The sequence below is a fragment of the Roseivirga pacifica genome (assembly GCF_900111145.1).
Taxonomy (GTDB): domain Bacteria; phylum Bacteroidota; class Bacteroidia; order Cytophagales; family Cyclobacteriaceae; genus Roseivirga; species Roseivirga pacifica.
Map to the genome: position 1 here is coordinate 119,854 of NZ_FOIR01000001.1, position 21,064 is coordinate 140,917.

General features: G+C 42.5%; 17 protein-coding genes. 2 read left to right on the plus strand and 15 right to left on the minus strand.

Annotated features, from left to right (window positions below):
- Nucleotides 1-274: 274 nt before the first annotated feature.
- The 4 genes from BMW98_RS00590 to BMW98_RS00605 form a co-directional block, all read right to left on the minus strand.
- Entirely contained in the window at nucleotides 275-2,680 is a 2,406-nt protein-coding gene (locus BMW98_RS00590; RefSeq protein WP_090256448.1) for a TonB-dependent receptor, read from the minus strand.
- A gap of 105 nt (nucleotides 2,681-2,785) precedes the next feature.
- On the minus strand, nucleotides 2,786-3,322 hold the full coding sequence (locus tag BMW98_RS00595; protein WP_090256449.1) for a hypothetical protein: 537 nt from the start codon (nucleotides 3,320-3,322) through the stop codon (nucleotides 2,786-2,788).
- Between the two features lie 402 nt (nucleotides 3,323-3,724).
- Nucleotides 3,725-5,221: a RagB/SusD family nutrient uptake outer membrane protein gene (locus tag BMW98_RS00600; protein ID WP_090256450.1), complete on the minus strand. Its 1,497-nt coding sequence runs from the start codon at nucleotides 5,219-5,221 to the stop codon at nucleotides 3,725-3,727.
- A gap of 10 nt (nucleotides 5,222-5,231) precedes the next feature.
- A complete protein-coding gene (locus BMW98_RS00605; RefSeq protein ID WP_090256451.1) occupies nucleotides 5,232-8,387 on the minus strand; it encodes a SusC/RagA family TonB-linked outer membrane protein in 3,156 nt (1,051 codons plus the stop codon).
- 273 nt (nucleotides 8,388-8,660) lie between these two features.
- On the opposite strand from BMW98_RS00605, the gene BMW98_RS00610 reads away from it, so the two are divergent.
- Entirely contained in the window at nucleotides 8,661-9,404 is a 744-nt protein-coding gene (locus BMW98_RS00610; RefSeq protein ID WP_090256452.1) for a lysophospholipid acyltransferase family protein, read from the plus strand.
- Nucleotides 9,405-9,450: 46 nt separating this feature from the next.
- Entirely contained in the window at nucleotides 9,451-10,599 is a 1,149-nt protein-coding gene (locus tag BMW98_RS00615; protein WP_090256453.1) for a hypothetical protein, read from the plus strand.
- A 53-nt stretch (nucleotides 10,600-10,652) separates the two neighbouring features.
- Here BMW98_RS00615 and BMW98_RS00620 read toward each other — a convergent pair whose 3' ends face one another.
- From BMW98_RS00620 to BMW98_RS00670, 11 genes are all read right to left on the minus strand, one after another.
- A complete protein-coding gene (locus BMW98_RS00620) occupies nucleotides 10,653-11,228 on the minus strand; it encodes a DUF4136 domain-containing protein (protein ID WP_090256454.1) in 576 nt (191 codons plus the stop codon).
- A gap of 115 nt (nucleotides 11,229-11,343) precedes the next feature.
- The gene (locus tag BMW98_RS00625; RefSeq protein ID WP_245733447.1) at nucleotides 11,344-12,375 is read right to left on the minus strand and encodes a hypothetical protein; all 1,032 of its coding nucleotides are present in this window, start codon (nucleotides 12,373-12,375) and stop codon (nucleotides 11,344-11,346) included.
- A 1-nt stretch (nucleotide 12,376) separates the two neighbouring features.
- Nucleotides 12,377-13,099 (minus strand): porin family protein, encoded by a 723-nt coding sequence (locus BMW98_RS00630; protein ID WP_245733449.1) that lies wholly within the window; start codon nucleotides 13,097-13,099, stop codon nucleotides 12,377-12,379.
- Between the two features lie 50 nt (nucleotides 13,100-13,149).
- Complete coding sequence (locus BMW98_RS00635; RefSeq protein ID WP_090256457.1) at nucleotides 13,150-13,950, minus strand: DUF2059 domain-containing protein; 801 nt, start codon at nucleotides 13,948-13,950, stop codon at nucleotides 13,150-13,152.
- 40 nt (nucleotides 13,951-13,990) lie between these two features.
- The gene (locus tag BMW98_RS00640; protein WP_090256458.1) at nucleotides 13,991-15,310 is read right to left on the minus strand and encodes a BatD family protein; all 1,320 of its coding nucleotides are present in this window, start codon (nucleotides 15,308-15,310) and stop codon (nucleotides 13,991-13,993) included.
- Nucleotides 15,300-16,793: a VWA domain-containing protein gene (locus tag BMW98_RS00645; RefSeq protein ID WP_245733451.1), complete on the minus strand. Its 1,494-nt coding sequence runs from the start codon at nucleotides 16,791-16,793 to the stop codon at nucleotides 15,300-15,302. Before BMW98_RS00645 ends, BMW98_RS00640 begins: the two co-directional genes overlap by 11 nt.
- 193 nt (nucleotides 16,794-16,986) lie before the next feature.
- On the minus strand, nucleotides 16,987-17,988 hold the full coding sequence (locus BMW98_RS00650; RefSeq protein ID WP_090256460.1) for a VWA domain-containing protein: 1,002 nt from the start codon (nucleotides 17,986-17,988) through the stop codon (nucleotides 16,987-16,989).
- Nucleotides 17,978-18,472: a DUF4381 domain-containing protein gene (locus BMW98_RS00655; protein ID WP_090256462.1), complete on the minus strand. Its 495-nt coding sequence runs from the start codon at nucleotides 18,470-18,472 to the stop codon at nucleotides 17,978-17,980. The genes BMW98_RS00650 and BMW98_RS00655 overlap by 11 nt, the downstream gene beginning before the upstream one ends.
- The gene (locus BMW98_RS00660; protein WP_090256463.1) at nucleotides 18,469-19,407 is read right to left on the minus strand and encodes a DUF58 domain-containing protein; all 939 of its coding nucleotides are present in this window, start codon (nucleotides 19,405-19,407) and stop codon (nucleotides 18,469-18,471) included. The genes BMW98_RS00655 and BMW98_RS00660 overlap by 4 nt, the downstream gene beginning before the upstream one ends.
- A 10-nt stretch (nucleotides 19,408-19,417) precedes the next feature.
- Nucleotides 19,418-20,383, minus strand: coding sequence for an AAA family ATPase (locus BMW98_RS00665; RefSeq protein WP_090256464.1), 966 nt, complete (start codon nucleotides 20,381-20,383; stop codon nucleotides 19,418-19,420).
- An 11-nt stretch (nucleotides 20,384-20,394) separates the two neighbouring features.
- Complete coding sequence (locus tag BMW98_RS00670; protein ID WP_090256465.1) at nucleotides 20,395-21,063, minus strand: hypothetical protein; 669 nt, start codon at nucleotides 21,061-21,063, stop codon at nucleotides 20,395-20,397.
- Nucleotide 21,064 lies beyond the last annotated feature (1 nt).

Genomic DNA, 21,064 nt, shown 5'->3' on the forward strand with positions numbered 1-21,064 from the left:
TTTAACGTTCAAACAACGTTTTATTATCTGTAAAAAAATGTAAGCATTTTCATAATAACTTTTTAGGTGCAATTTTTAGGTAAAATCATCCTAGTTTTCACATACAGAAGTAGGTTAAAAAGAGCATTAAAAAACTAATTCACCCCAAGCCATTTGTTCCGTTTTTGAGAATTTGGTTTAAAACCCAAAGGCCTAAAATGAATGAAAGCCGAGACCTTATGCCTCGACTTTCTCTCTATCAATCATTGTTTGCAAAAAATATGAGCAAACTCTACTAAAAAGTAGCCTTCACTGAAACAATGAAGTTTCTTCCGGCACCAGAAATACCCGAGCTATACGGTCTATATCTCTGGTCTGTTATATTCTCAATACCTGCTCCCACAGTTAAGTAAGGAGCAACTAAATACTGACCTTTTAGATTTAAAGTATACCATGATGGCGCATAGGCGTTTCCATTTCCGTCTAAGGCATAAATCTCCGTTTTGCCCTTTTCACTTTCTGGTAAATCATCGCTATTTGCCTCAGACTGATAGTTTGCATATAACTGCAATGTGAGTTTCGATTGCTTAAAATTTAAGCGGCTAACACCAAAAGATGGTGCCGCATGCCTACTTGGACTAGTCGCTCCATCGTCAAGCTCCTCCTCTCCATGCTGAAAGTTGTAATCTGTTGTAAAGCTAAAACCCGCAGGCAACTTGAGTTCCAAGCCGAACTGTAGGCCATAAACTTTGGCTATAGCAGCATTCTGAATGGCCTGAACCCTGCTCATCTCACCATCATACATTATCTCAGTTTGGCCGTTCAAAGTATAATCTCTGCGAACCATCGCGTTTTCTAACCAAGTATGGTAGCCTGTCACATCAACCTTTAACATATCACCAAACACTTTGGCTACACTCAAATCGATATTATATGCGTACTCAGCGTCCAAATCTGGGTTCGGCACTACCACAGCACCTGGCTCAGAATCGAAAACTTTACCCATATCATCTACATTTGGTGCACGGAAACCTGTAGAAAGGTTAGTGCTAAACACCCAGTCTTGAGAAGGTCTGTAAACCGCTCCTAAACTGCCCGTAAGGGCTGCATTATCCAATTCAGCCTCTGAAAATGGAAATGGATAAAAGGATGTATCAAACTCAGCATCCAAGCTATAGAGGTTATATCTTAAGCCCGCCTGAAAAGTAAGCTGTTCTGAGGCGCGATACTGATCTGTTGCATACAAGGCATAAGAATTCCAAACAGCCTGCGGATAACGAGAAGGACCAGACACTGAAGTTCCGGCCACTATGTCCTCGTCAGTTCCTGTTGAGGTTACATCATTGGTAACTACTTCAAGACCATAATAAAAAGTATGTCTTGCGGCCAAGTTCTTTGTAAAGTCTAAGTTCAGCGAATAAGCTTCAACCTCTTCCACCCTAACGGCACGTTCCGCGCTGTTCAAGCTTCTATCCATTCTGCTTTCTTCAAAAGACTGTTGAGCCAATCGCAACACCACCTCATCAAACATACCAGTCTGGGCTGTATGCGTTATGTTCAGGTTATTCATCATCCACTTCTGTGGACCATAACTCCACTCACCATAACGCGGCAAGTCGTTGCGCATGCGGTTATGTCTATCATACCTCCCGTATTCTGAAGTTTCGGAGTAATGGAAGCCATATTGAAAGTCCCAATGCTTGTTTGGCTGAAAACGAATCTTCTGGGTAATGTTATACTGATCGTAACCCGATGGAATTTGTACCCGCGGATCGTCATTTTCAACCACTACATCCGCATCTCCTCTTCGCACTACATAGTAAGGCATCAAGTAGTCGTCTGGGCCATTGCTACCTTGCTTAAGGTGATCGTAATCATTGGCACTAAAGCTTGTGGCAAAAGCCCACTTCTTCCATCCTACGTTTATATCAAAATGGCCAGTTTTCTCATTGTTGGCAGAAGAATAACGCCCAAATACATTACCCGAAACAACTGGCTTATCTGTAAGCGACAATTGAGGCGTAATGGTTTTAAAGCTCATAACACCACCAATGGCATCGCTACCATAAATAACCGAACCAGGGCCAAAGAGCACCTCTGTATGCTCAATAGCGAAAGGGTCTAAGGAAATAACGTTCTGAATATTACCCGCTCGAAAAATGGCGGTATTCATACGCACACCATCTATAGAATAAAGCAATCTGTTGGTAGCAAAACCACGAATCATTGGGCTTCCACCACCTTGCTGGCTTTTCTGCATAAACACCTTGCCGCTTACTGTTAATAAATCGGCAGCGGTTTGTGGGTTTTGCAATGCTATGTCTCTAGGAGCAATTGAAGTGATCTTTGTGGGCACCTCATAGGAGTTCTGGTTCCATTTGGTTGCCGATACCACCACATTATCTAACGACACGCTCGAGGCCAACATTTGAAGTTTAAAATCACCCGATTGCAAGTCTGCAAAACTCAGGCTCCTTGTTTCGTAGCCCAGCATGCGTACCTGAATGTTGGTGGCGCCTTCAAACACAGAAATATCTGCGTTACCTTTTGCATTGGTCACTACAAAAGCTCTTGGGCTATCGCTCTGAATAGTCGCCAGCTCCAATGGTTCATCGGTTTGCTGGTCTTTTATTGTGATTATTTGGGCTTGCGCAATACACACCACTCCCATTAATAAACACAATAGAAAAAGTTTTTTCATTGTGAAATTTTAAAAGTTGAACAGTATTAAGCCCCAAAAGGGCATAATAAGACAGGCATAGTTGGGAGGTAAAGGAACCGCCTGCTATGCGCTAAAAATGTTCAACTATACGAGTGGAGGCGGAACCGGTGGGGCTATACTTCTTGAATCGAAAAATGCAGTTTGCGAAGGCCTCCATTCGTTATTTAGCACATCGCCATAAGCTTCGGCTACTCGTGTACTCGAAAAATACAGGCTCTTAAAAAGCTGAACTAGCTCTTCTCTATTACTTTCTCTTTCTGGATCATCGGCCATGGCATTGGCCACTAATTCATCAAGTTGATTATCTAGTTTAGTTTCGACCTTATCCCACCAAGTGTAGTAATGAACCGAATCTCCGTGATCTTCAACCTCAACCACATCGTAGCTCTGGCCTTGGTACTTAAACTCACGGTCGTGCTCCCAGTCTACTAAGTCATCCACTTCAGATTTCAAGAACTTATGCAAAACAAGCTCTCCGCGATCTACACCGGCCAAAATAGTTGCTTTGACTTCTTCGCGGACTTGTTCTTTGCGCACCTTAAGGGCTACATAGGTAACTCCAATAGGCGCAACCAAACAAAGCAACAAAGCAATGGCGATATAGTCTCTCTTCTTTCTCAAAAAAACATGGTGGACGACACGCATCCTATCAATTTGAAATATAGCATCTATAGACAGAAAGCAACAGCAAAGTATTGACAAAAGGAAAAATGAAGATGTTAAGTCGGCCGGAAGAATTAGGAATGAAAAAAGAAACCCTGACGGTAAAGCCAGGGTTGCAAGCAAAGAGTTAGGTTTCATCCAATTTTAGAGGTAGTGTCGTGGATGACCGAGCACTACCAGTTGTTCATTAAATTCGAGTCAAAACTAAGTACCAGCTCGACTTTAAAAAACATTTTGGCCAAAATCTTTGAAATTCTTTTCATTCGCCCAAACACTTATCCCTCACCACCATAAAATCAAAAACCCCGAACTTTCGCTCGGGGTTTTATTATTGCTATAGTACTTAACGTACGTTTTTGCTTATGGATTCTGATCCAATTCTTTGTTCACGTTCAATGCGCTGATTGGGAACAAGAAATTCCATTCGTTACCTCCAGCTGGCATTTCAGAGATACGCGCTTGCGTAATGCTAAAGCTACCTCTTGTAGATCTTTCCAAAGGAAGGTTCAAACGCTTAAGATCAAGGAAATTAAAACCTTCACCCCAAAGCTCTAGTCTTCTCTGAACTAAGATCTCATCAAGCAATGCTTGGCCAGTATTTGTGCTTTCTACTGCACTTGGATCTCTTTCGCTAACAAGCTCGAAAAGTACATCTTGTGCGGCACCGTCATTACCTAAGTGAGCATTAGCTTCAGCTTCAATCAAAAGCATTTCAGCTACACGCATTAGTACAACGTCACCATCACCCAAAGTACCACTTGGAAGCGCCTCGAACTTGGTGTTCATGTAAGGGAATCTTCTAAAGTTGCTAGGGATATCAATAGCATCGATATCATCTTGCTCAACTGCCCAGAAACCTTTTCTTACATCAGTATCAGGCATCATGTCGTACAAGTCAGCATTAATACACTTAGGGTCATTTCTAATGTGCGATGAGCTGTAGTTGTAAGACATATAAGCGAAGAACGAAGCAAAGTAAGTTCCGTGGTCAGGGTTTACCTGGCTAGACCAAATCCAACCTGAAGTACCTGAGTTGTTGAAACCATTAGTGATATCGTTGATGTCAGTAAGGTCAAAACCTTGTCTTGCAGCCTGAGCGAAAGTAATTGCATTAGCCCACTCACCTTTTGTAAGCGCTACTCTTGCAAGTAGTCCGTTCACAATGTTCGAAGTGATTTGAGACTTATCGCTACCAGCAGATACAGAAGAAGCATTCAACGCTTGAAGCGCAGCATTCAAATCAGTATCGATTTGCGTGTAAACTTCCTCTACAGTAGAACGTGCCTTACCTTCACCAATGTTAGAAAGGTCATCAAGATTGATAACAATACCTAATTGGTTGTTAGCTTGACCAGGCACATAACGGCCACCATAAAGCTGAACCATATTAAAGTGTGCAAACGCTCTGTAGAACAAAGCCTGCCCTTTAATATTGTTTTTCTCATCATCGCTACCAGTAACATTATCAATAGAGTTGATGATATTGTTGGCATTAGCAATCATTGAGTAATAGTAGTCATAAGTATGCTCTACCAACGAGCTTGAGTTTAGTCTGTGCTCAATCCACTGGTAAACACTAATAAACCAACCACTACCACGCTCAGGGTTAACAACATCTTGACCAAGCATATCATAGTTGATCATCATGTTTCCGTAACCAGAACGCTCATCTTGAGAACCACCTACACCATACATATGGCGGTGAATTCCTTCCAAAGCAGCTCTTTGGTTCTCGATCGTGCTCAACACCTGATCTGCACCAAGCTGATCGGTTGGGCTAGTATCTAGAAAGTCTTCGCTACATGCGTAAACCGCAAAGACAGCTAGGAGTAATAATATTTTTGATACTTTTTTCATCGTATTTCAATTAGAAGTTTAGGTTAACACCAAGTGTTATAACTCTTGAAGGAGGGTAAAGACCCACGTTCTGAGTTCCGTTAAACGTTTCCATAGGGTTCATACCCTTTCTTCCGCTAATCCAGAAAAGATTTTCTGCAGAAACGTAAGCTCTAAGACCAGACACGCCAAGGCTCTGAACCGTTGACTGGCTGAATTCGTAAGCCAAGTTGATGTTTCTTAGGTTTAAGTAAGAAGCATCTGTTAACCATCTGTTTGAAGAGGCAGTAATGTTAGAGTTGTTGTTTACAGATACCTTAGGTACGTCTGTAACATCTCCAGGCTGCTGCCATCTGTCTGCTAAGTCTACGTGCATTGCGCTACCATCAGTAGTAGCCATTAAGCTTTGGTAGTTAGAATCGTAGATGTCACCACCAATGCTATAAGAGAACAATACTGATAAAGTGAAGCCTTTGTAGAAGAATGTGTTAGTAATAGCACCGTATACATCAGGGATAGAAGAACCACTGTAAGTATACTTAGCATAGTTGATAGAGTTAGTCACTGTATCTTGACCGATGATCTTGTAATAGTTGTCACCATCACTATCAGCCTCGCCATCATAAGTGTATAGAGGCTCACCAGTTTCAGTATCAACACCATACCAATCTCTCAACCAGAAATCGTAAATAGAACGACCTTCTAGTAATTTTTTAGTGCCGTTAATAATTCCTGTTTCTCTTGAGTCTTCTGGAAGTTTAGTAATCTCGTTAGAGAACATTGTGGCGTTCAAACCTACATTCCACTCAAAGTCACCAGACTTAAGCACATCAACATTCACGTCAAATTCTAAACCTTTGTTCACCATTCTACCGATGTTTCTGTTCTGAGAAGTGTAACCAGACTCACGAGCGATTGGCACTGAGAACAATAGGTTATCAGAGAAACGGTTGAAGTATTCAATAGTACCTCTCAACTTACCGAACAACTCAAAGTCTGCTGCGATATCGTAAGAAGTATTTTTCTCCCACTGAAGGTTGTTGTTACCAACACTGTAGCTGTAGAAACCAGCGTTGTCTCTGTTGTTTCTACCAGAAGAGTACAAAGTTTGAGAAGGGTAGTAACCACCAACGTTATCGTTACCAGTTTCACCGTAAGAAGCTCTAACTTTCAATTCATCAACCCAGCTAACTGTGCTCATGAAGTCCTCTTCGCTCATTCTCCAGCTACCACCGATAGACCAGAAGTTACCCCAACGAGCATCTTTAGAGAATCTTGAAGTACCATCTCTTCTGAATGAAACAGAAGCATAGTAACGCTCATTGTGGTTATAGTTAATTCTTGAGAAGAAACCTTCTGTCTTGTACTCATCGATTTGAGATGAAGCAGAAGTAATAGTAGTATAGTTATCTAATACTGGGTTATCCAATACAATGTAACCTGTTTTACCAGCAGAGAAATCGTTGTTTTTCACGCTGTAGCTCTCATGACCTACAAGCACGTCAAAGTGGTTAGCTCCATCAAGGTCAAAGCTATAGTTGATCAACTGGTTGAAGTTAGTTGTGATATCAAAGTTTGCACTTTTGTTAGCTCTACCTACAGGAATATAATCTCCAACGTATGGGTTACCATAGAATTGGTTGTTGAAAGTACCAAGGTCCACACTACCGTTTACTCTAATGCTAAGGTTTTCGATTGGAGTAACCTCAATGTAAGAAACAGTTCTGAAGAACAAGCTTTCGTTGTAGTTGTTGTTCAACAATGACTCTTCAGGAGCATGACGACCAGAAGTGTTGTTTGGTCTTACAGGAAGGCCGAAACGACCGTCACCTCTATCAAAAGCACGACCACCTAGGTCTGGATCAGTAATGTAATCACCGTTTGCATCGATAGCGTAAACAGGGAAGATAGGCCCCATTCTTCTAGCATTGTAGAATGCGTTGGCAAAACCTGAACCACCACTTGTTACAGTGTTCTGGAATCTCAAGTCACCAGAGTTGTTCATACCAACTTTTAACCAATCTGTAACATTCACGTTTACGTTGGTTCTCAAAGTGAATCTTTCGAAATCAGAGTTTTCAAAAACCCCTTTTTCGTTTAAGTAACCTACTGATGCAAAGTAGTCTGTTTTATCACCAGCACCTTGCGCACTAAAGTTATACTCTTGACGGTAACCTAATCTTTCAATTGGGTCGAACCAGTCAAGGTCATTTTCTGAATAAGTAATGCTTGCATTAGGGTTGATAGAACCATCAGTTCTGATGATATCATCATCAGCAACATTAGTTGCGTTGTACTTCAAGTAATCGATCAACTCGGCAGTAGCCTGTGCTGCTGCATCTTCAGGAGTTTCGCCCTGTGTAATCTTATCATTTCTTAAAGACTCCCAAGTAGTTTGATAGAAAGTCAAAGGATCTTGTCTTTCATACTCCTTAATACCTCTTACAGATACACCTTGCTTAGTTGAAAAGTTGAATCTTGGTGGCGCATTACGCTTACCTTTCTTAGTAGTAATAATTACCACACCGTTTGCAGCTCTTGCACCATAAAGTGACGTTGAAGCAGCATCTTTCAAAGTAGAGATGGACTCAATATCGTCTGGGCTAATACGGTTGATGTTACCACTAAAAGGCACACCATCTACAACATAAAGTGGATCGTTACTACCATTGATAGAACCGATACCTCTTAAACGGATTGCAGGGTTAGCACCCGGCTGACCTGTTGCAGTTGTAACCTGAATACCCGGAGCAGAACCACCAAGTGCAGAGATTGCACTACTTACAGGTCTGTCCTTAATTTTATCGGCAGTTAACTGACTAATTGAACCCGTGATACTCTTGTTATCCTGAGTACCGTAAGCTACTACTACCACCTCTCCAGCATCAAACACATCTGGCTGAAGCGATACATTAATTGTAGATCTGTTACCAACTACCTCTTCTTTGGTTACATAACCCAAGAAGCTGAAAGTCAACACAGCATCATTTGAACTCACAGTAAGTGAGTACTTACCGTTAGCATCGGTAATTTGTCCTCGTCCGGTTCCCTTTAGTGCTACAGAAACACCAGGCAAACCAGATCCAAATTCATCAACAACAGTACCCTCCACCGTACGTTGCTGTCCCATTAAGCTGCTCGTAAGCAACATAAAAAATAGGATGATCTTAGTTTTAAAGTTTAGCATTATAGATTATTTAGTTGTCTGTAAAGAGAAAGTTAAGAATGCTAAAGCCCTTACCTTACTACACCACTGGTTGTATTCAGAGACCAATGGGTAATTTGAATACATGACTGGTTTTATGCATTTAAAACCCCTTCATACGCTGTTAAAACAGCGATTTTAACAAATTTTCACTTAGCTTTTTTCGGACGTTTTATTGAGAGAAAATGGCAAGAATGACCAATATTGGTCTATCAGAATTTTCCTTATAATTTTGACCCAAGCAACAAACAACTAATGCTCAAGAAGTTAATTCAATACATATACACAGGCTGGTGCGGTATTGCCTTTGTAATTCCTATGCTAATACTGGCATTACCCATGGTTATCCCGGTACTTATCTCCAGAAAACTGGGGTATATAACATATTTCTTTATTCGTATATGGGTTTACTGCTTCAGCTTTGCTACGGGCATCCGTTTCAGAGGGCATAACAAATCCTTAATACAGAAAGGCAAGTCTTATATTTTTGTTATCAACCATACTTCGTTTTTAGATGCCCCGGCAATTCCAATAGCTATCCACTCACCACTAGTTGCCTTGGGTAAGAAAGAGCTATCGAAAATTCCGGTATTTGGGTGGATTACCACCGCCTTCGCAGTTTGGGTTGATCGCTCAAGCCCAGAAAGCCGCAAAGAGAGTATTGACAGGCTTAAAGAATTACTTAGCGGAGGAACCTGTGTACTTGTAGCTCCAGAAGGTACACGAAACAATACAGACAAGCCACTACTTCCCTTTAGATACGGACCATTCAAATTGGCTATTGAATCTCAAATTGCAATTTTGCCAGTTGTAATACATAACGCGGGCAAGCTTATGAAACGAGGCAGCCTACTTTTAACACCAGGTACAATTCATTCTTACTGCCTTCCTGAGATTTCCGTTCAAGGCCTAACCGAAGCAAACCTAGACGAGCTTACTCAAAGCACGTATCAATTAATGAGAGATAAAATCGTAGAACTAAATCGGCTAGAAAATTAATTGGCACTATTTTCGTCTCTCCGTTTTTAAACCAAACGTATAGGCCATGAATATTTTTAAAAACACGCTTATAATAATGAGCATGGCGGCATTAATTTCCGCTTGCGCCACAGGTAAAAATGCTTTTGATAAAGGAAACTATCAAACAGCCATTGACCGCGCTGTAAACAGGCTTCAAGCTAACCCTAACAACAAGAAAGCTAAAGATGTACTGCTTGATGGCTATAGAGTAGCATCTAACTATAGTTTAAAACGAATAGAACAGTTTAAGCGCAGCACTGATACTTATAAGTGGGAAAAGATATTCAACGAATACGCTGTTTTAAACTCATACTATAGAGACATACAAAGGTGCCCGGCTTGCATGGACTTAATTACACCTACCGAATACATGGTAGAGCAGGACAATGCTGCGCAGCAAGCTGCCAACGTACAATTAGCATTGGGCAAAGATGCCCTAGCGATGAAAACTATTGAAACCGGAAGACAGGCCTATACACATTTCCAAAGTGCACTGAGGTTTTCAAATAACCTACCAAAAATAGACTCATTGCTAGACGAAGCACGCTATATGGGTACACTACGAGTGTTAATCGAACCAATTCCGATTCATTCCAGAAGCTTAGAATTGACCAATGAGTACTTCGAAAACAGGATGTTCGAGTACTTCAAAAGTTATAGTCAAAACCGATTTTTAGACTTTTATACGCCAGACGAAGCAGAACAATATGACGTTCAGCCAGACCAGGTAATTTTAATGGAGTTTGATGACTTTGTGCTTGGACAAGCTTTGATAGAATCTAAAACGGTAGAAGTAAGTCGAGACAGCGTGGTGGTTGGCACATATACCGATAAGGAAGATGTAACACACGATGTTTACGGAACAGTTGAAGCTGAATTCTCAAGACACAAAAAGACACTAGCTTCCTCTGGAGTATTAAACTTTGAAATTAAGGATGCTTATTCAAACAGCACTGTTGTACACAGAAAACTGATAAGCGAAGATGTTTGGATACACGAATGGGCTAGTTATAATGGAGACAAGCGAGCACTCACAAAAGAAGAACTTGCTTTAACTAAGGAGAAAGAGCTACCACCTCCACCAGCACAAGTACTCTTTTCTAGCTTTATCGATCGCATTTACAGCCAAGTAATTGACCAAGTACAAAGGAGCTACAGAGGCTCTGAACTTTAGGCATAAAAAAAGGAGAGCAATTGCTCTCCTTTTTCGCTTAACCTGAACTGCATTTAGTTTTCCTCTATCGGAAACTTCTTCATCAGCTTATTGATATTCTTAGGGATTGTCTTCTCTCTTTTCTTAGGGTTGCTCTTAACCACCTTTTTGATAATGCCTTGCCACATTAAATTCTTTCCATCCGCATCGTACATATCTACAACTAGGGTGCCTTCCAAATAATCATTTTCAGAATATGTTGTAGTGGCTGATACAGTGCCTACTCCACCATAGCCATAACCCCAGCCCCAACGACCACGATAACCCATTGTACTGTTAAAATCGGTATAGGCCGTAGTACTGGTTTTAGAATCTACAACCACAAAAAGCGTTAGCACCACATCAGCACCGCTGGTTTTATGCTCTAGACCTCTTGCGTCCATTTCAGCCTTAAAGGCATCTAAGATTCTTTTCTTGTCAATGTCGTTCAGTATTTCATCGCTATTGTCTTGCCAACCGGCAAACATGTAGCTTTCTATACCCGTAAAGTCTGCATCCTTACTATAGTCGCTCTTAATCTGCGAATAGGCCGGAGCACTTAAAAAGGCCAGTAGTAGTACCAAGCCAAATAGTTTTCTCAAATTTTTCATAGTGTAATTTTTGTGATCAGGAGTTGATGTAATTATTATAATAATAAGTGTTTCTTATCAGTAATTGTTTAAATCTAATACAACTATTCAAGTTAGAACCATTACCTTCTTCAAATTACCTAACCTTCTTTAAACCAGGTATTCTATAATTTAGATTGAGCAAAAACTGGCTTCTCTTTCCAAAAACCCCAAGTTCCGTTCTTAAAATCCAATGTTTATTAAATTGATACTGCGCACCAAAAATGAGATTGAATGGAGCCGCAACTTTCTTTTCTAACAAATAATCTACCGTTGCATTTTCAACATCCACACCATTGCTCATCTCTTCTAATGCATCAATAATCTGATTGACCACTAATCGCTGAGCTGGAGGTAGCGTTGCCGACCAATCCCTTAGTGAGTCAAACACAAAACCGTTTCCAAAATCAGGGAAAATCTCGGTTAGGTTTAAACTTCCTTTCGTATCATTCTGAAGACTTTGATAGAACACGCCACCCCATACAGAAAGAGATTTTTGAGGTTTAGAAGGACTCATAATTGTATGGCCAATTCTTAAGCTACTGTTAAACGCGGGCATTGGCTCTACAATGGCCTCTACATCTACAAAGTTGTAGTTGTTATCCCAAGCCAAAAAGATTGGCCCTACGGCACCCGCCAAAGTAACGCCCAAACCATATGAATCTGCCTTAAAATTCTGCACAGTTTCAAAGCCAATAGGCTCAATTAAGCTCACATTTGTCTCCGTGGTTCCACCCCCAATAATTCCATAAACATTTAAAAAAGGTAGCAGCCAAATATCTGGTCTAACAGTATAGGCATTAGTATTTGCCACGGTTGGCCCAAACTTTATAAAGCTGCTCAGGTCAACCATTTGACTACCGTTAAAGCCAATTTGGATACTTTGGATATCGATATCTTGTCGCTGCGTAAAGTAGATGCCACTTATTCCGTAGGCATACTGAATATCATATCCTCTTTTATAAGCTTGCTTACCCAAAATTGGCAGCTTGTAAGGGTAGTTCATTTGCTTTAAACTGTCGTAGTAGGGCTTGTAAATCGGGTTGTCCGACATACCCATTCCTTGTCCAAAACCAGCAACACTGCAAAACAGCAGCCCCACGAATAACACAGCAAATAAACCTCTCATATCAGTTAGCTTCATTTTTCTTTCCTACCCCTATTGGTATTCCCACATTCACATATAGGGCACTATTGTACTGCGGGTCGCCAGGGTTTCCCTTCAGAATATCCACAAAACCTCTATAATACTTTAACTCTAGATTCATGCCATTACCACCTCTTAAGCGATAGCCCACACCACCAGAGAACCCAGCATCTATGGTTTTATAATCCTCCTTAATATTATTTGTATAAAGTAAATCTCCATCAGCCCCATCGGCAGAAAATTCATCGAACGCTTTGCTCAAAAGGCCCAACTGTAGTCCTCCCATGGCAAAAAAACCCTTAGGAAACCTATACTTGATCATGGCCGGAACATTGAAGTACCTAATTTTTCTAGTCACTTCTCCGTTCTGCAACAAACCATCCAAATCTGTATCTCCCGTGGGATAAACATCCAAGCCATCGGCACCCATTGGCGACTTCACTATTACTCCAGTGGCCAACCACCAACGGTCGTCACCTTTAAGCATAAAGTCGAAGTAAAAGCCTAAGTTGAAGCCCAACTTACCTTCGCTTGGCTCCAAACCGCTAATTCGGCTATTTACCAAGCCTCCTTCAAGCCCGAATTCTATTTTTTCCGAATTGAGTTTATCACCAAATATGAGCGAAATAAGGATCTGCCCATTCGCCTTAGGTAAACCGGCAAGTGAAATGAAACAGATAAATACAGTTGTCCTAAGGCACTTCAAGTGAATACTTTAACAAGGAAAAGATACAACAAAAACACTTAAACCCTACACTAGCCTGCAGTAGGAAATAATAGCACAAAAACAGCTCTAACCCCCCAAGCAGAAGTATTGCCATTACCATACGGGATTCTTGGCCCCAGAGCTACCTGGCACATTTGCTTGCCGAGGGTCACCACTTTAGACCCTACAATGTTTAGTGATCCGTTAGTCGAGTCAGTCTTCCAGTTTTGGGTAAGCTCAGAATTAACCGCAATGGCGTAGCCACCAGCAAAGTTTCGGGCAACAAAAGGTTGCAGAAAACTGCTGCTTACATCAGCCCTATCTTCAGCCCCAGCAACAGACCATACGTGGTTTACAAGTGTTCCTATTGTGAGCGTTCCTGCCTGCTTAAGAAAAACAGCTGTTGGCCCCATCCCAAATTTTTTCGTTCCTAAAGCATCATCGGTTGCCGTAGGCACCAGCAATGCTGGGCCTGCCCCCCAAACCAACCCTCCTTTTGTAGGTGCTTTAGGAGAAAAGAAACCACTCAGCACGGCATCGCCAAGACCAGACTGGGTTCCACTTGGACCAAAAACATCGGTTTGGGTAATGTAGGGGAGAATTACCCGACCGATCAAATTCCAGTTTTCGCTTATACTTATTGGAATTACCGGCTGAAAATTCATTGTCAGCCTACTCCCATCACTCGGGCCAATACCAAAATCTTGGTTGAACTGAAATGGCACACTTACCAAGCTGGCTACCGGGTTCTGTAGTTTTTTTGCTAACTCATCTGCATCGCTTTGTGCAAAAACAGGTAAGCTGAATAAAACAGCTACTACAACCAACCCAGCAATTTTTACTTTTCTCATACCTTAAAATATTAAATAATATCGAGTTCTTCTTTAATTATTATGGGTTAATCCACAAGCTACCAGTTACTACTTTATTGCCAGAGTCCGCCACCATAGCATAATAACCTCCCCTAAGCTCCTTCCATTCTGCCAGACTTATTGATGAAAGTATTGACACAAGGCTTTTACCATGAATTCGATCCTGCAACTCGCTATTTCCACATGCTCGAATCAAAGCCTCAACTGTAGGTTCTGGTAATTCAAGCTTGTCAATCCAACGGTACAAATGCGACTGAACAGCATCCCCATTCTTTATGGCACGGGTAAATGCTCTAAAGAAAAACAACTCTGAATGTATATAGGCCTCGTGCGATTTTCTTCGCACCTCAGCAATTCGTTTCACAAGCTTCAATAACGCCCAAACTAGCCCCACCGCAAGCAGAGCGATGAGGACAAAAACCTCTGGCCTAAAGCCAAGAATGGTAAAGGGACCTTCTACTTGTTCAGCCTCCAGTTGCTGCTGCGCCAAAACTGCCAGCGAGTCTTTTACCGAAGCCAGCATCCCCAAATCAGGATTAGGCAAAACGTTGATTTTCATTTCGGCCAAAGTGCGCTTAAATAGCTTTTGCTGATAAGGATTCCACCAAGTGAACTCCATAGCCGGGAGAATCACTTCTCCCTCTTGCTCAAAAAGGTAGCGCATCACCTCGGTGCGGCTAGCACTTATGGCGGTCTTCGACTTGTTGTTACTAACCGAACTACGCCCTGGGTACAAGCTCACGCTATTTAAACTATCCCACTGAATAGGCGGCAATAGCTCTGCCAAAGTAGCATCGGCACGCCTGGTAATAGTACGCTCCAGCACATCGCCCACCTTTACTTCAGCAGTATTTCCAACCCAGTTTTGATTGACAGATAAACCCGAAGCCACCAACCAATTATCGGCACTAAAAGCTGGTGGAATTGGCATTACCTTTATGGTTCGCGCATTAGTCTTCACCACATGTGGCTTACCTACAAAGTCGCCTTCAGCTGGCGATTCCACATTAATTTCCAAAGAAGGAAAAGTAACATCCTCGGCCTCGAATGGAAAAACATTGAAAATCATTTCAACCCCGGGATGTGTTTTGCCATTAATGCTTTTAGAGACACTTATGGTTCTGAAAAACACCGTAAAAGCACCGTTCACTTTAATATTTCCCGGATCTACGCCAGTGGTAAACCAAGTCGAAGTATAAATACTCACACTTACTTGCATGGGCTCACCAACATAAACCTGTCGCTTATTAAAGGCAATTTCAGTAGTGAATTGCTGTGCAATCAGCTGACCACCCACCACCAGCATAAAGAGCGCTATAAAGAATCGCTTAGTTCTCATTCCCTTTCTGCTTTTGGTTCCGCTTCTTTATCTGATATTCAAACTTCTTCTGTAAAAACAGGGCAGGATCATCATCAATTTGCTGCAGTAAGACCTTGAAGTTTTGCTGCTGAGGAGACGAAGCCCCGAGATCATCTGGCACTTCATCCAACTCTTTGGCCTTCATTATATCCGTAGCCACAGTTTCTTCCAGTCGCTCCTTCTCCATGTCCTCTTTGGTAGCCTCTTGTCCGCCACCACTCAGGTCTTCCATGCTATCGTTTTGCTTATTGTTTTCAGGCCCTTCTTCAGGTGTTTCTTCCGCCTCTTTCGGGTCTGCCGAGCTATTTGTTCCTGCAAGGTGTTCTGCCTGTTCTTGCCCCTGTTTGGCCAGCTCGTTTTCAGGATCCATTTCTGCGGCTTCACCAAAGGCCATTTGTGCGGACAGATAGTCTCCGCTTTGGTAATAAGCCAAACCAAGGTTATAAGCGCCCATGGCAGAAGTATCTTGATTGAAAGCCTTGATGGCCTCATCATAATTTCCGGCCTTGAAATACGCCACACCCTTTCTCAGAGGGTCTTGAAAAAGCGCTGCCGCAGTGTCAAAATCACCCGAATCCATGGCCTGCTGGCCCTGATAGTCTTTTGTATACCACCAATCGCTAAATGCCCCATTATTTGAACAAGAGCTCGTGAAAGCCATAATCACCAAGCTATAAACAACCCAACCTCGCCTAAACCACAACAGCATGATCAATGCTACAGGCCAAATAAAAAGGACACCTGCATCTCGCCACTCATCTTCCTTTTCATCTCCTTTCTCAGTAAACTTTAGGTTCTGCTGTACTTTGGTAGCAATAAGCCGAACATCACTATCATCTAGCGTTAGTGCATTCACCCTTACCCTTTCCAAACTGGCAAAACGACTTAGCACATCGGTATTCAATTGCGAATGAATAACTTCCCCTCCCTCGGGATTAGGCACTTCGCCTCCCGAAGGAGTATTCATAGGCATAATCTCCATATTATGTTCATGACTGGTTAGGTAGTTCTGGTAAAGCGTAAAGTCATCTTGGGTAAAATCATCAGCAAAAAGTACGATTGTTCCGGGTGCATCGGTAACACTCATTACCGAATCGGCTAGTTCCAATGCCTCTCGCTGATTTTGCCCAGCCACAGGCATAATCGAAGGACTCAAACTTTCTATATGACTTTTGATAATGTCGTAATCGCGCGTAAGTGGCACCACTGTGTGCGCTGTACCTGCAAAGGCTATCAACCCAACCCTAGCCCCAGGGTTCGCCTCCAAAAAATCAGTCAGTTTGAACTTTGCACGCTGCAATCGACTAGGTTGAATATCTTCAATAAGCATGCTTTGTGACAAATCGAGCAGAATTACCAAAGGGGTTTCTAGTTGCTTTGCAGGTTCTTCCACGCGCTTCCATGTAGGCCCAGACAGCCCCATCACGCCAAGCACTAATCCAAAAATGAGTAAACCCTGCATGAGCGCCCGAGTTCTCCCGCTCCCTTTATTAATCATAAAGGGTCGCAAATGTGGCGCTATATGTTTCTTCCATTTCACCTGTTCTTTGCCCCCAAACAAACTGAGCACAACCACGATAGCTACAGGAATAAACAGCCACAAAAACATTGGCCGCAAAAAGTGAAAGTCGCTCCAGACTACTGGAAAGAGATCCTTAAACATAAGCCTCCCTTCGCTTATTCAGTACAAATGCAAAAATGGGCGACACTAAAGACGAAAGCAGTAGCAAACCAATGGCACCAGCCAATGGATAATGATAAAGTACGGTTACAGGCTTGTTTTGCTCCTCCTCGTACTCTATGGGTTCCAGCTTGTCCAGTTCATCATAAATTTCAGCAAGCTCTTGTTCATCTTTTGCCCTGAAATACCTGCCTTCGGTTAGCTCAGCAATGTCAATCAGCGTTTGCTCATCCAGATCAGAGCCAGCCACATCTGGGTCTCCAATTCCAATAGTATAAATGATCACCGAATCCTTTTTAGCCATATCGGCCGCGTCCAACGGCAGAATATCAGTTCCGTCATCTCCACCATCTGTTAACAAAAGCATCACTTTAGTTTCAATGGTGTCGTTTTCAAACATGTTTAAACCTTTCTTTATGGCCTTGCCAATACGCGTCATTTGACCAGCCATTCCCACATCTGCTTCTCCCAAAAGCTGATCTACGGTTTTCAAGTCTGGGGTGAAAGGCGCCTGAATGTATGCGTTAGAACCAAAGAAAACGAGGCCCATGCGATCGCCCTCTCGCTTCTCAATAAAATCGTGCATTATGTTTTTCACCGCATCCCAACGCCTAGATTTTCGTCCATCAATGGCCCAATCTTCTCTGGCCATGCTAAAGGAGATATCTGCTGTTACTAAAAAATTCCGTGAGGTTTTTACCTTCTTCTCTGGTTCGCCCACCAACTGGGGAGAAGCAAGTGCGGCCAAAAACAACAACCAACAAAGCATTAGCATCACCCAATTCAGGAAGTTTCGCCTTCTAACCAAAGCTGCTCTCCGAGGCTTCTCATTGGTGTAACTGGCCATCTTATCGAAGCCGGGCATACCCAATGACTCACTACGAAGGCGCAAAGGTGGCACCAACCAAAAAATGAGCAGCGGCAATGGCAACAGCCAAAACACCCATAGGTACGCTATTTCGAAATTATCTGGCATGGCTCTTCACCCACATTTTTGCGTTAGACAAAATAGCTGACTGAACCTCTTGGCTAGGCACCTCATCTTTGTAAACCAAAGCCCGTATTTCATTCGAAAACGCTAAGAAGGAAACTCCATTAGCAGTTTTCTCTAAAAAGGCACACCATTCTTCACCATGTAATGCCCCCACCTTTTCTCGGGAAAAAACCTTAATGGCAACACTCTTCAAAACCACCAGTGCATGCGGAAACGGATGGGTTCCATCACCAACCTTACGCAATTCTTCTAGCGCATTTCTTCGGTAGGCATTCCTTTTGTAGTTCCTATAGAAAAGGGCTGCGACTACGATTGCAAGCACCAAAAGCACCCAAGCCAACACATGCCAACCTGTTGCCTCAAAAGTGAAGGACACCGGAGGTGGCTCTTGAAGCTGCCCTAGAGGCACAGCCGATTGCGCCAAAGAATCTGCTTGCTGAGTAATATGCGCGAAGTACAAACTCATCGCTTTCCTCCTTTAAAAATCTCTTTAAGTTGTTCCTCAAGTGGTGCCACAGTATTCACATTAAACACTGGAATTCTGTGCTTTTTCATTTGGGATTGAAAAGCCAATAAATCTGCATCGTAGCCCTCCTGAAAGTCCTTTCGCAGGTTGCTGCTGGCACCATCTACATTAAGCTGTAAGTGCTCATTACCTGCCACAAACTTAGAAGGCAACAGCTCCCTCTCCATAGGGTCGAACACTTTGGCCAGTACCACATCATTATGTTGGGCAATCTGGGCTAGATACTTCATCACCTCTGGTGAATACCGAATAAAATCGCTGATGACAATTACCAGAAAGTCATGCGTTACAATATTTCTGATTTTCTGGCTCGTATCCTTTAGCACTTCTTGATAACTCGAAGCATCGGTTGATGCTAACGCACGATTTCTATCTACCAGTTTTTCTAAAAACCGGAGTATGTTTTTTCTATCTCTTTTAGGGAAAATGATATCACTGGCCTCATCGGCAAAAATCACTCCGCCAACCCTATCGCCTTCTTTCAGTATTCTAAAGGCCATTAAAGCTGCAAGCTCAGCGGCCACAACAGATTTGGTGCGTTTTTGCGAACCAAAAAACATCGACTTCGACTGATCTACCACAATTAGGGCGGGCTTTTCTTTTTCCTCAGTAAACACCCTAGTATGCGTTACTTGCGTTCTGGCAGTTACCTTCCAGTCGATATTGCGAATATCATCACCCTTTACATAGTTTCTAATTTCGTCAAAATCGAGCCCTCGCCCACGCAACTTTGATGCATGCTTACCACCCAACACCGTATTCACCTTATGCTTTTTGCCGCTAAGCGAAAATACATGCGCAAGGTGCTCCATCCTTAAAAGCTCTTCTAAGGAGGTGAATACATCTTTAGGATATTTGTTTGGCTGACCAGACATTCAGTATGTTTTAGGCTAGCACAGCTACTTCTTCCAAAATTTTGGTCAACACCATATCGGGCGTTACCCCTTCAGCATTTGCCTCATAACTTAAAATGAGCCTATGGCGAAGGCAATCATGCACAATAGCCCTCACATTATCGGCCTCCACAAAGTCCTTTCCTTGCATCCAAGCATGTGTTCTGGCGGCCCTGTCGATGGCAATTGACCCACGCGGACTGGCACCAAAATCGACCCAAGCATCGAGTTCTTTGTTATACTTATCTGGGTAGCGCGTAGCAGAAATTATATCGACAATGTATTTTTCCATCGCCTCTGAAATCTTCACTTTCGCAATTTCTTTGCGTGCCTCGAACACTACTTCAGGGCTAAGTTTTTTATGCTCCTGCTCTTTCGCGGCATGCTGCTCTTCCCTGTTCAGTCTTAAAATTTTAAGCTCAGAGGCATCGTCTGGATAACTGATAATGACGTGCATTAGAAAGCGATCCATTTGGGCTTCAGGCAAAGGGTAAGTTCCTTCCTGCTCCACGGGGTTCTGCGTGGCCATTACCATAAAGAGCGGATCCATAGGGTAGGTTTTACCGGCAACAGAAACCTGCCGCTCTTCCATTGCCTCGAGCAAAGCCGACTGCACCTTTGCCGGAGAACGGTTAATCTCATCGGCCAGAATTAGGTTTGAGAAAATTGGGCCTTTCTGGAAAAGAAACTTCTCTGCAGACTCAGGCTGGTAAATTTCGGTACCTGTTACATCGGATGGCAAAAGGTCTGGTGTAAACTGAATACGACTGAGTCCACAATCCAACTGTTTGGCCAATGTTTTAATAGCACGGGTTTTTGCCAAGCCCGGCAGCCCTTCTAATAACATGTTGCCATTGGCCAGTAACACCAATATTATTCTTTCAATGAGCGCATCTTGGCCAATAATAGAGGCCGACATGCGTGTTTTCAGTTCTTGTATAGATTCTAGAGCAGTCATTAATTAATATTTTAAAATAACATTTTTATACCGGTATAAAGCATTGGTAGAGAGTTATGAAAGTCGTATTGTGGCTCAAAAAAAACATTAACTACGGGCCCATTGGTATTAAATATCTTACCAACACCAGCCCCTATAGGCACCTCATGCCGACCCGTTTCAAAGTTGAAGAGCATTCTTGGGTGCCCCCTGAAATACCAGCCTTTGTTAAAGTCGTGATAAATGCCGGGCTGAAACTCCATAGTAAACACATCAGCACCACCCTGTAGCGTAAGCAGCGAAATAAACTTCCATCCACCTACTTTACTTACAGAAACAAAATTTCCACCCGCAGCAAACTTTCCTTTATTAAAGTAGCTTACCACTGCACCAACACCGAACTGATGTTGCCCGTTTTCTGATTGAAATAAACGAGCTACCAAAAAGTTAGTACCACTAAATTTGTTGGTATAGTTATTATTATCCTCGTCATAATTGAACTCCGCCTCAGCCGTAAATCGATAGAACCATTTCCCATAGGTAACATTAGCCAAGAACTGTAATTTAGACTGTTCGTCCCCATAAAACCTGTTCCACAAACCAGCGGTTGGACTAGGATCAATAGGGTTATTGGCATCCTGACCAAACAATGGCGTGGCTGTCAATAAACACAACACTAAGGCAACAACTGATTTACGCATA

Excerpts from the sequence above, each read along its gene's own strand:
- BMW98_RS00665 (WP_090256464.1), bottom strand. The coding sequence starts at position 20,383 with ATGACTGCTCTAGAATCTATACAAGAACTGAAAACACGCATGTCGGCC.
- BMW98_RS00650 (WP_090256460.1), bottom strand. The coding sequence starts at position 17,988 with ATGCCAGATAATTTCGAAATAGCGTACCTATGGGTGTTTTGGCTGTTG.
- BMW98_RS00610 (WP_090256452.1), top strand. The coding sequence starts at position 8,661 with ATGCTCAAGAAGTTAATTCAATACATATACACAGGCTGGTGCGGTATT.
- BMW98_RS00635 (WP_090256457.1), bottom strand. The coding sequence starts at position 13,950 with ATGAGAAAAGTAAAAATTGCTGGGTTGGTTGTAGTAGCTGTTTTATTC.
- BMW98_RS00620 (WP_090256454.1), bottom strand. The coding sequence starts at position 11,228 with ATGAAAAATTTGAGAAAACTATTTGGCTTGGTACTACTACTGGCCTTT.
- BMW98_RS00645 (WP_245733451.1), bottom strand. The coding sequence starts at position 16,793 with ATGCAGGGTTTACTCATTTTTGGATTAGTGCTTGGCGTGATGGGGCTG.
- BMW98_RS00660 (WP_090256463.1), bottom strand. The coding sequence starts at position 19,407 with ATGTCTGGTCAGCCAAACAAATATCCTAAAGATGTATTCACCTCCTTA.
- BMW98_RS00590 (WP_090256448.1), bottom strand. The coding sequence starts at position 2,680 with ATGAAAAAACTTTTTCTATTGTGTTTATTAATGGGAGTGGTGTGTATT.
- BMW98_RS00655 (WP_090256462.1), bottom strand. The coding sequence starts at position 18,472 with ATGAGTTTGTACTTCGCGCATATTACTCAGCAAGCAGATTCTTTGGCG.
- BMW98_RS00615 (WP_090256453.1), top strand. The coding sequence starts at position 9,451 with ATGAATATTTTTAAAAACACGCTTATAATAATGAGCATGGCGGCATTA.
- BMW98_RS00605 (WP_090256451.1), bottom strand. The coding sequence starts at position 8,387 with ATGCTAAACTTTAAAACTAAGATCATCCTATTTTTTATGTTGCTTACG.
- BMW98_RS00670 (WP_090256465.1), bottom strand. The coding sequence starts at position 21,063 with ATGCGTAAATCAGTTGTTGCCTTAGTGTTGTGTTTATTGACAGCCACG.
- BMW98_RS00600 (WP_090256450.1), bottom strand. The coding sequence starts at position 5,221 with ATGAAAAAAGTATCAAAAATATTATTACTCCTAGCTGTCTTTGCGGTT.
- BMW98_RS00625 (WP_245733447.1), bottom strand. The coding sequence starts at position 12,375 with ATGAGAGGTTTATTTGCTGTGTTATTCGTGGGGCTGCTGTTTTGCAGT.
- BMW98_RS00640 (WP_090256458.1), bottom strand. The coding sequence starts at position 15,310 with ATGAGAACTAAGCGATTCTTTATAGCGCTCTTTATGCTGGTGGTGGGT.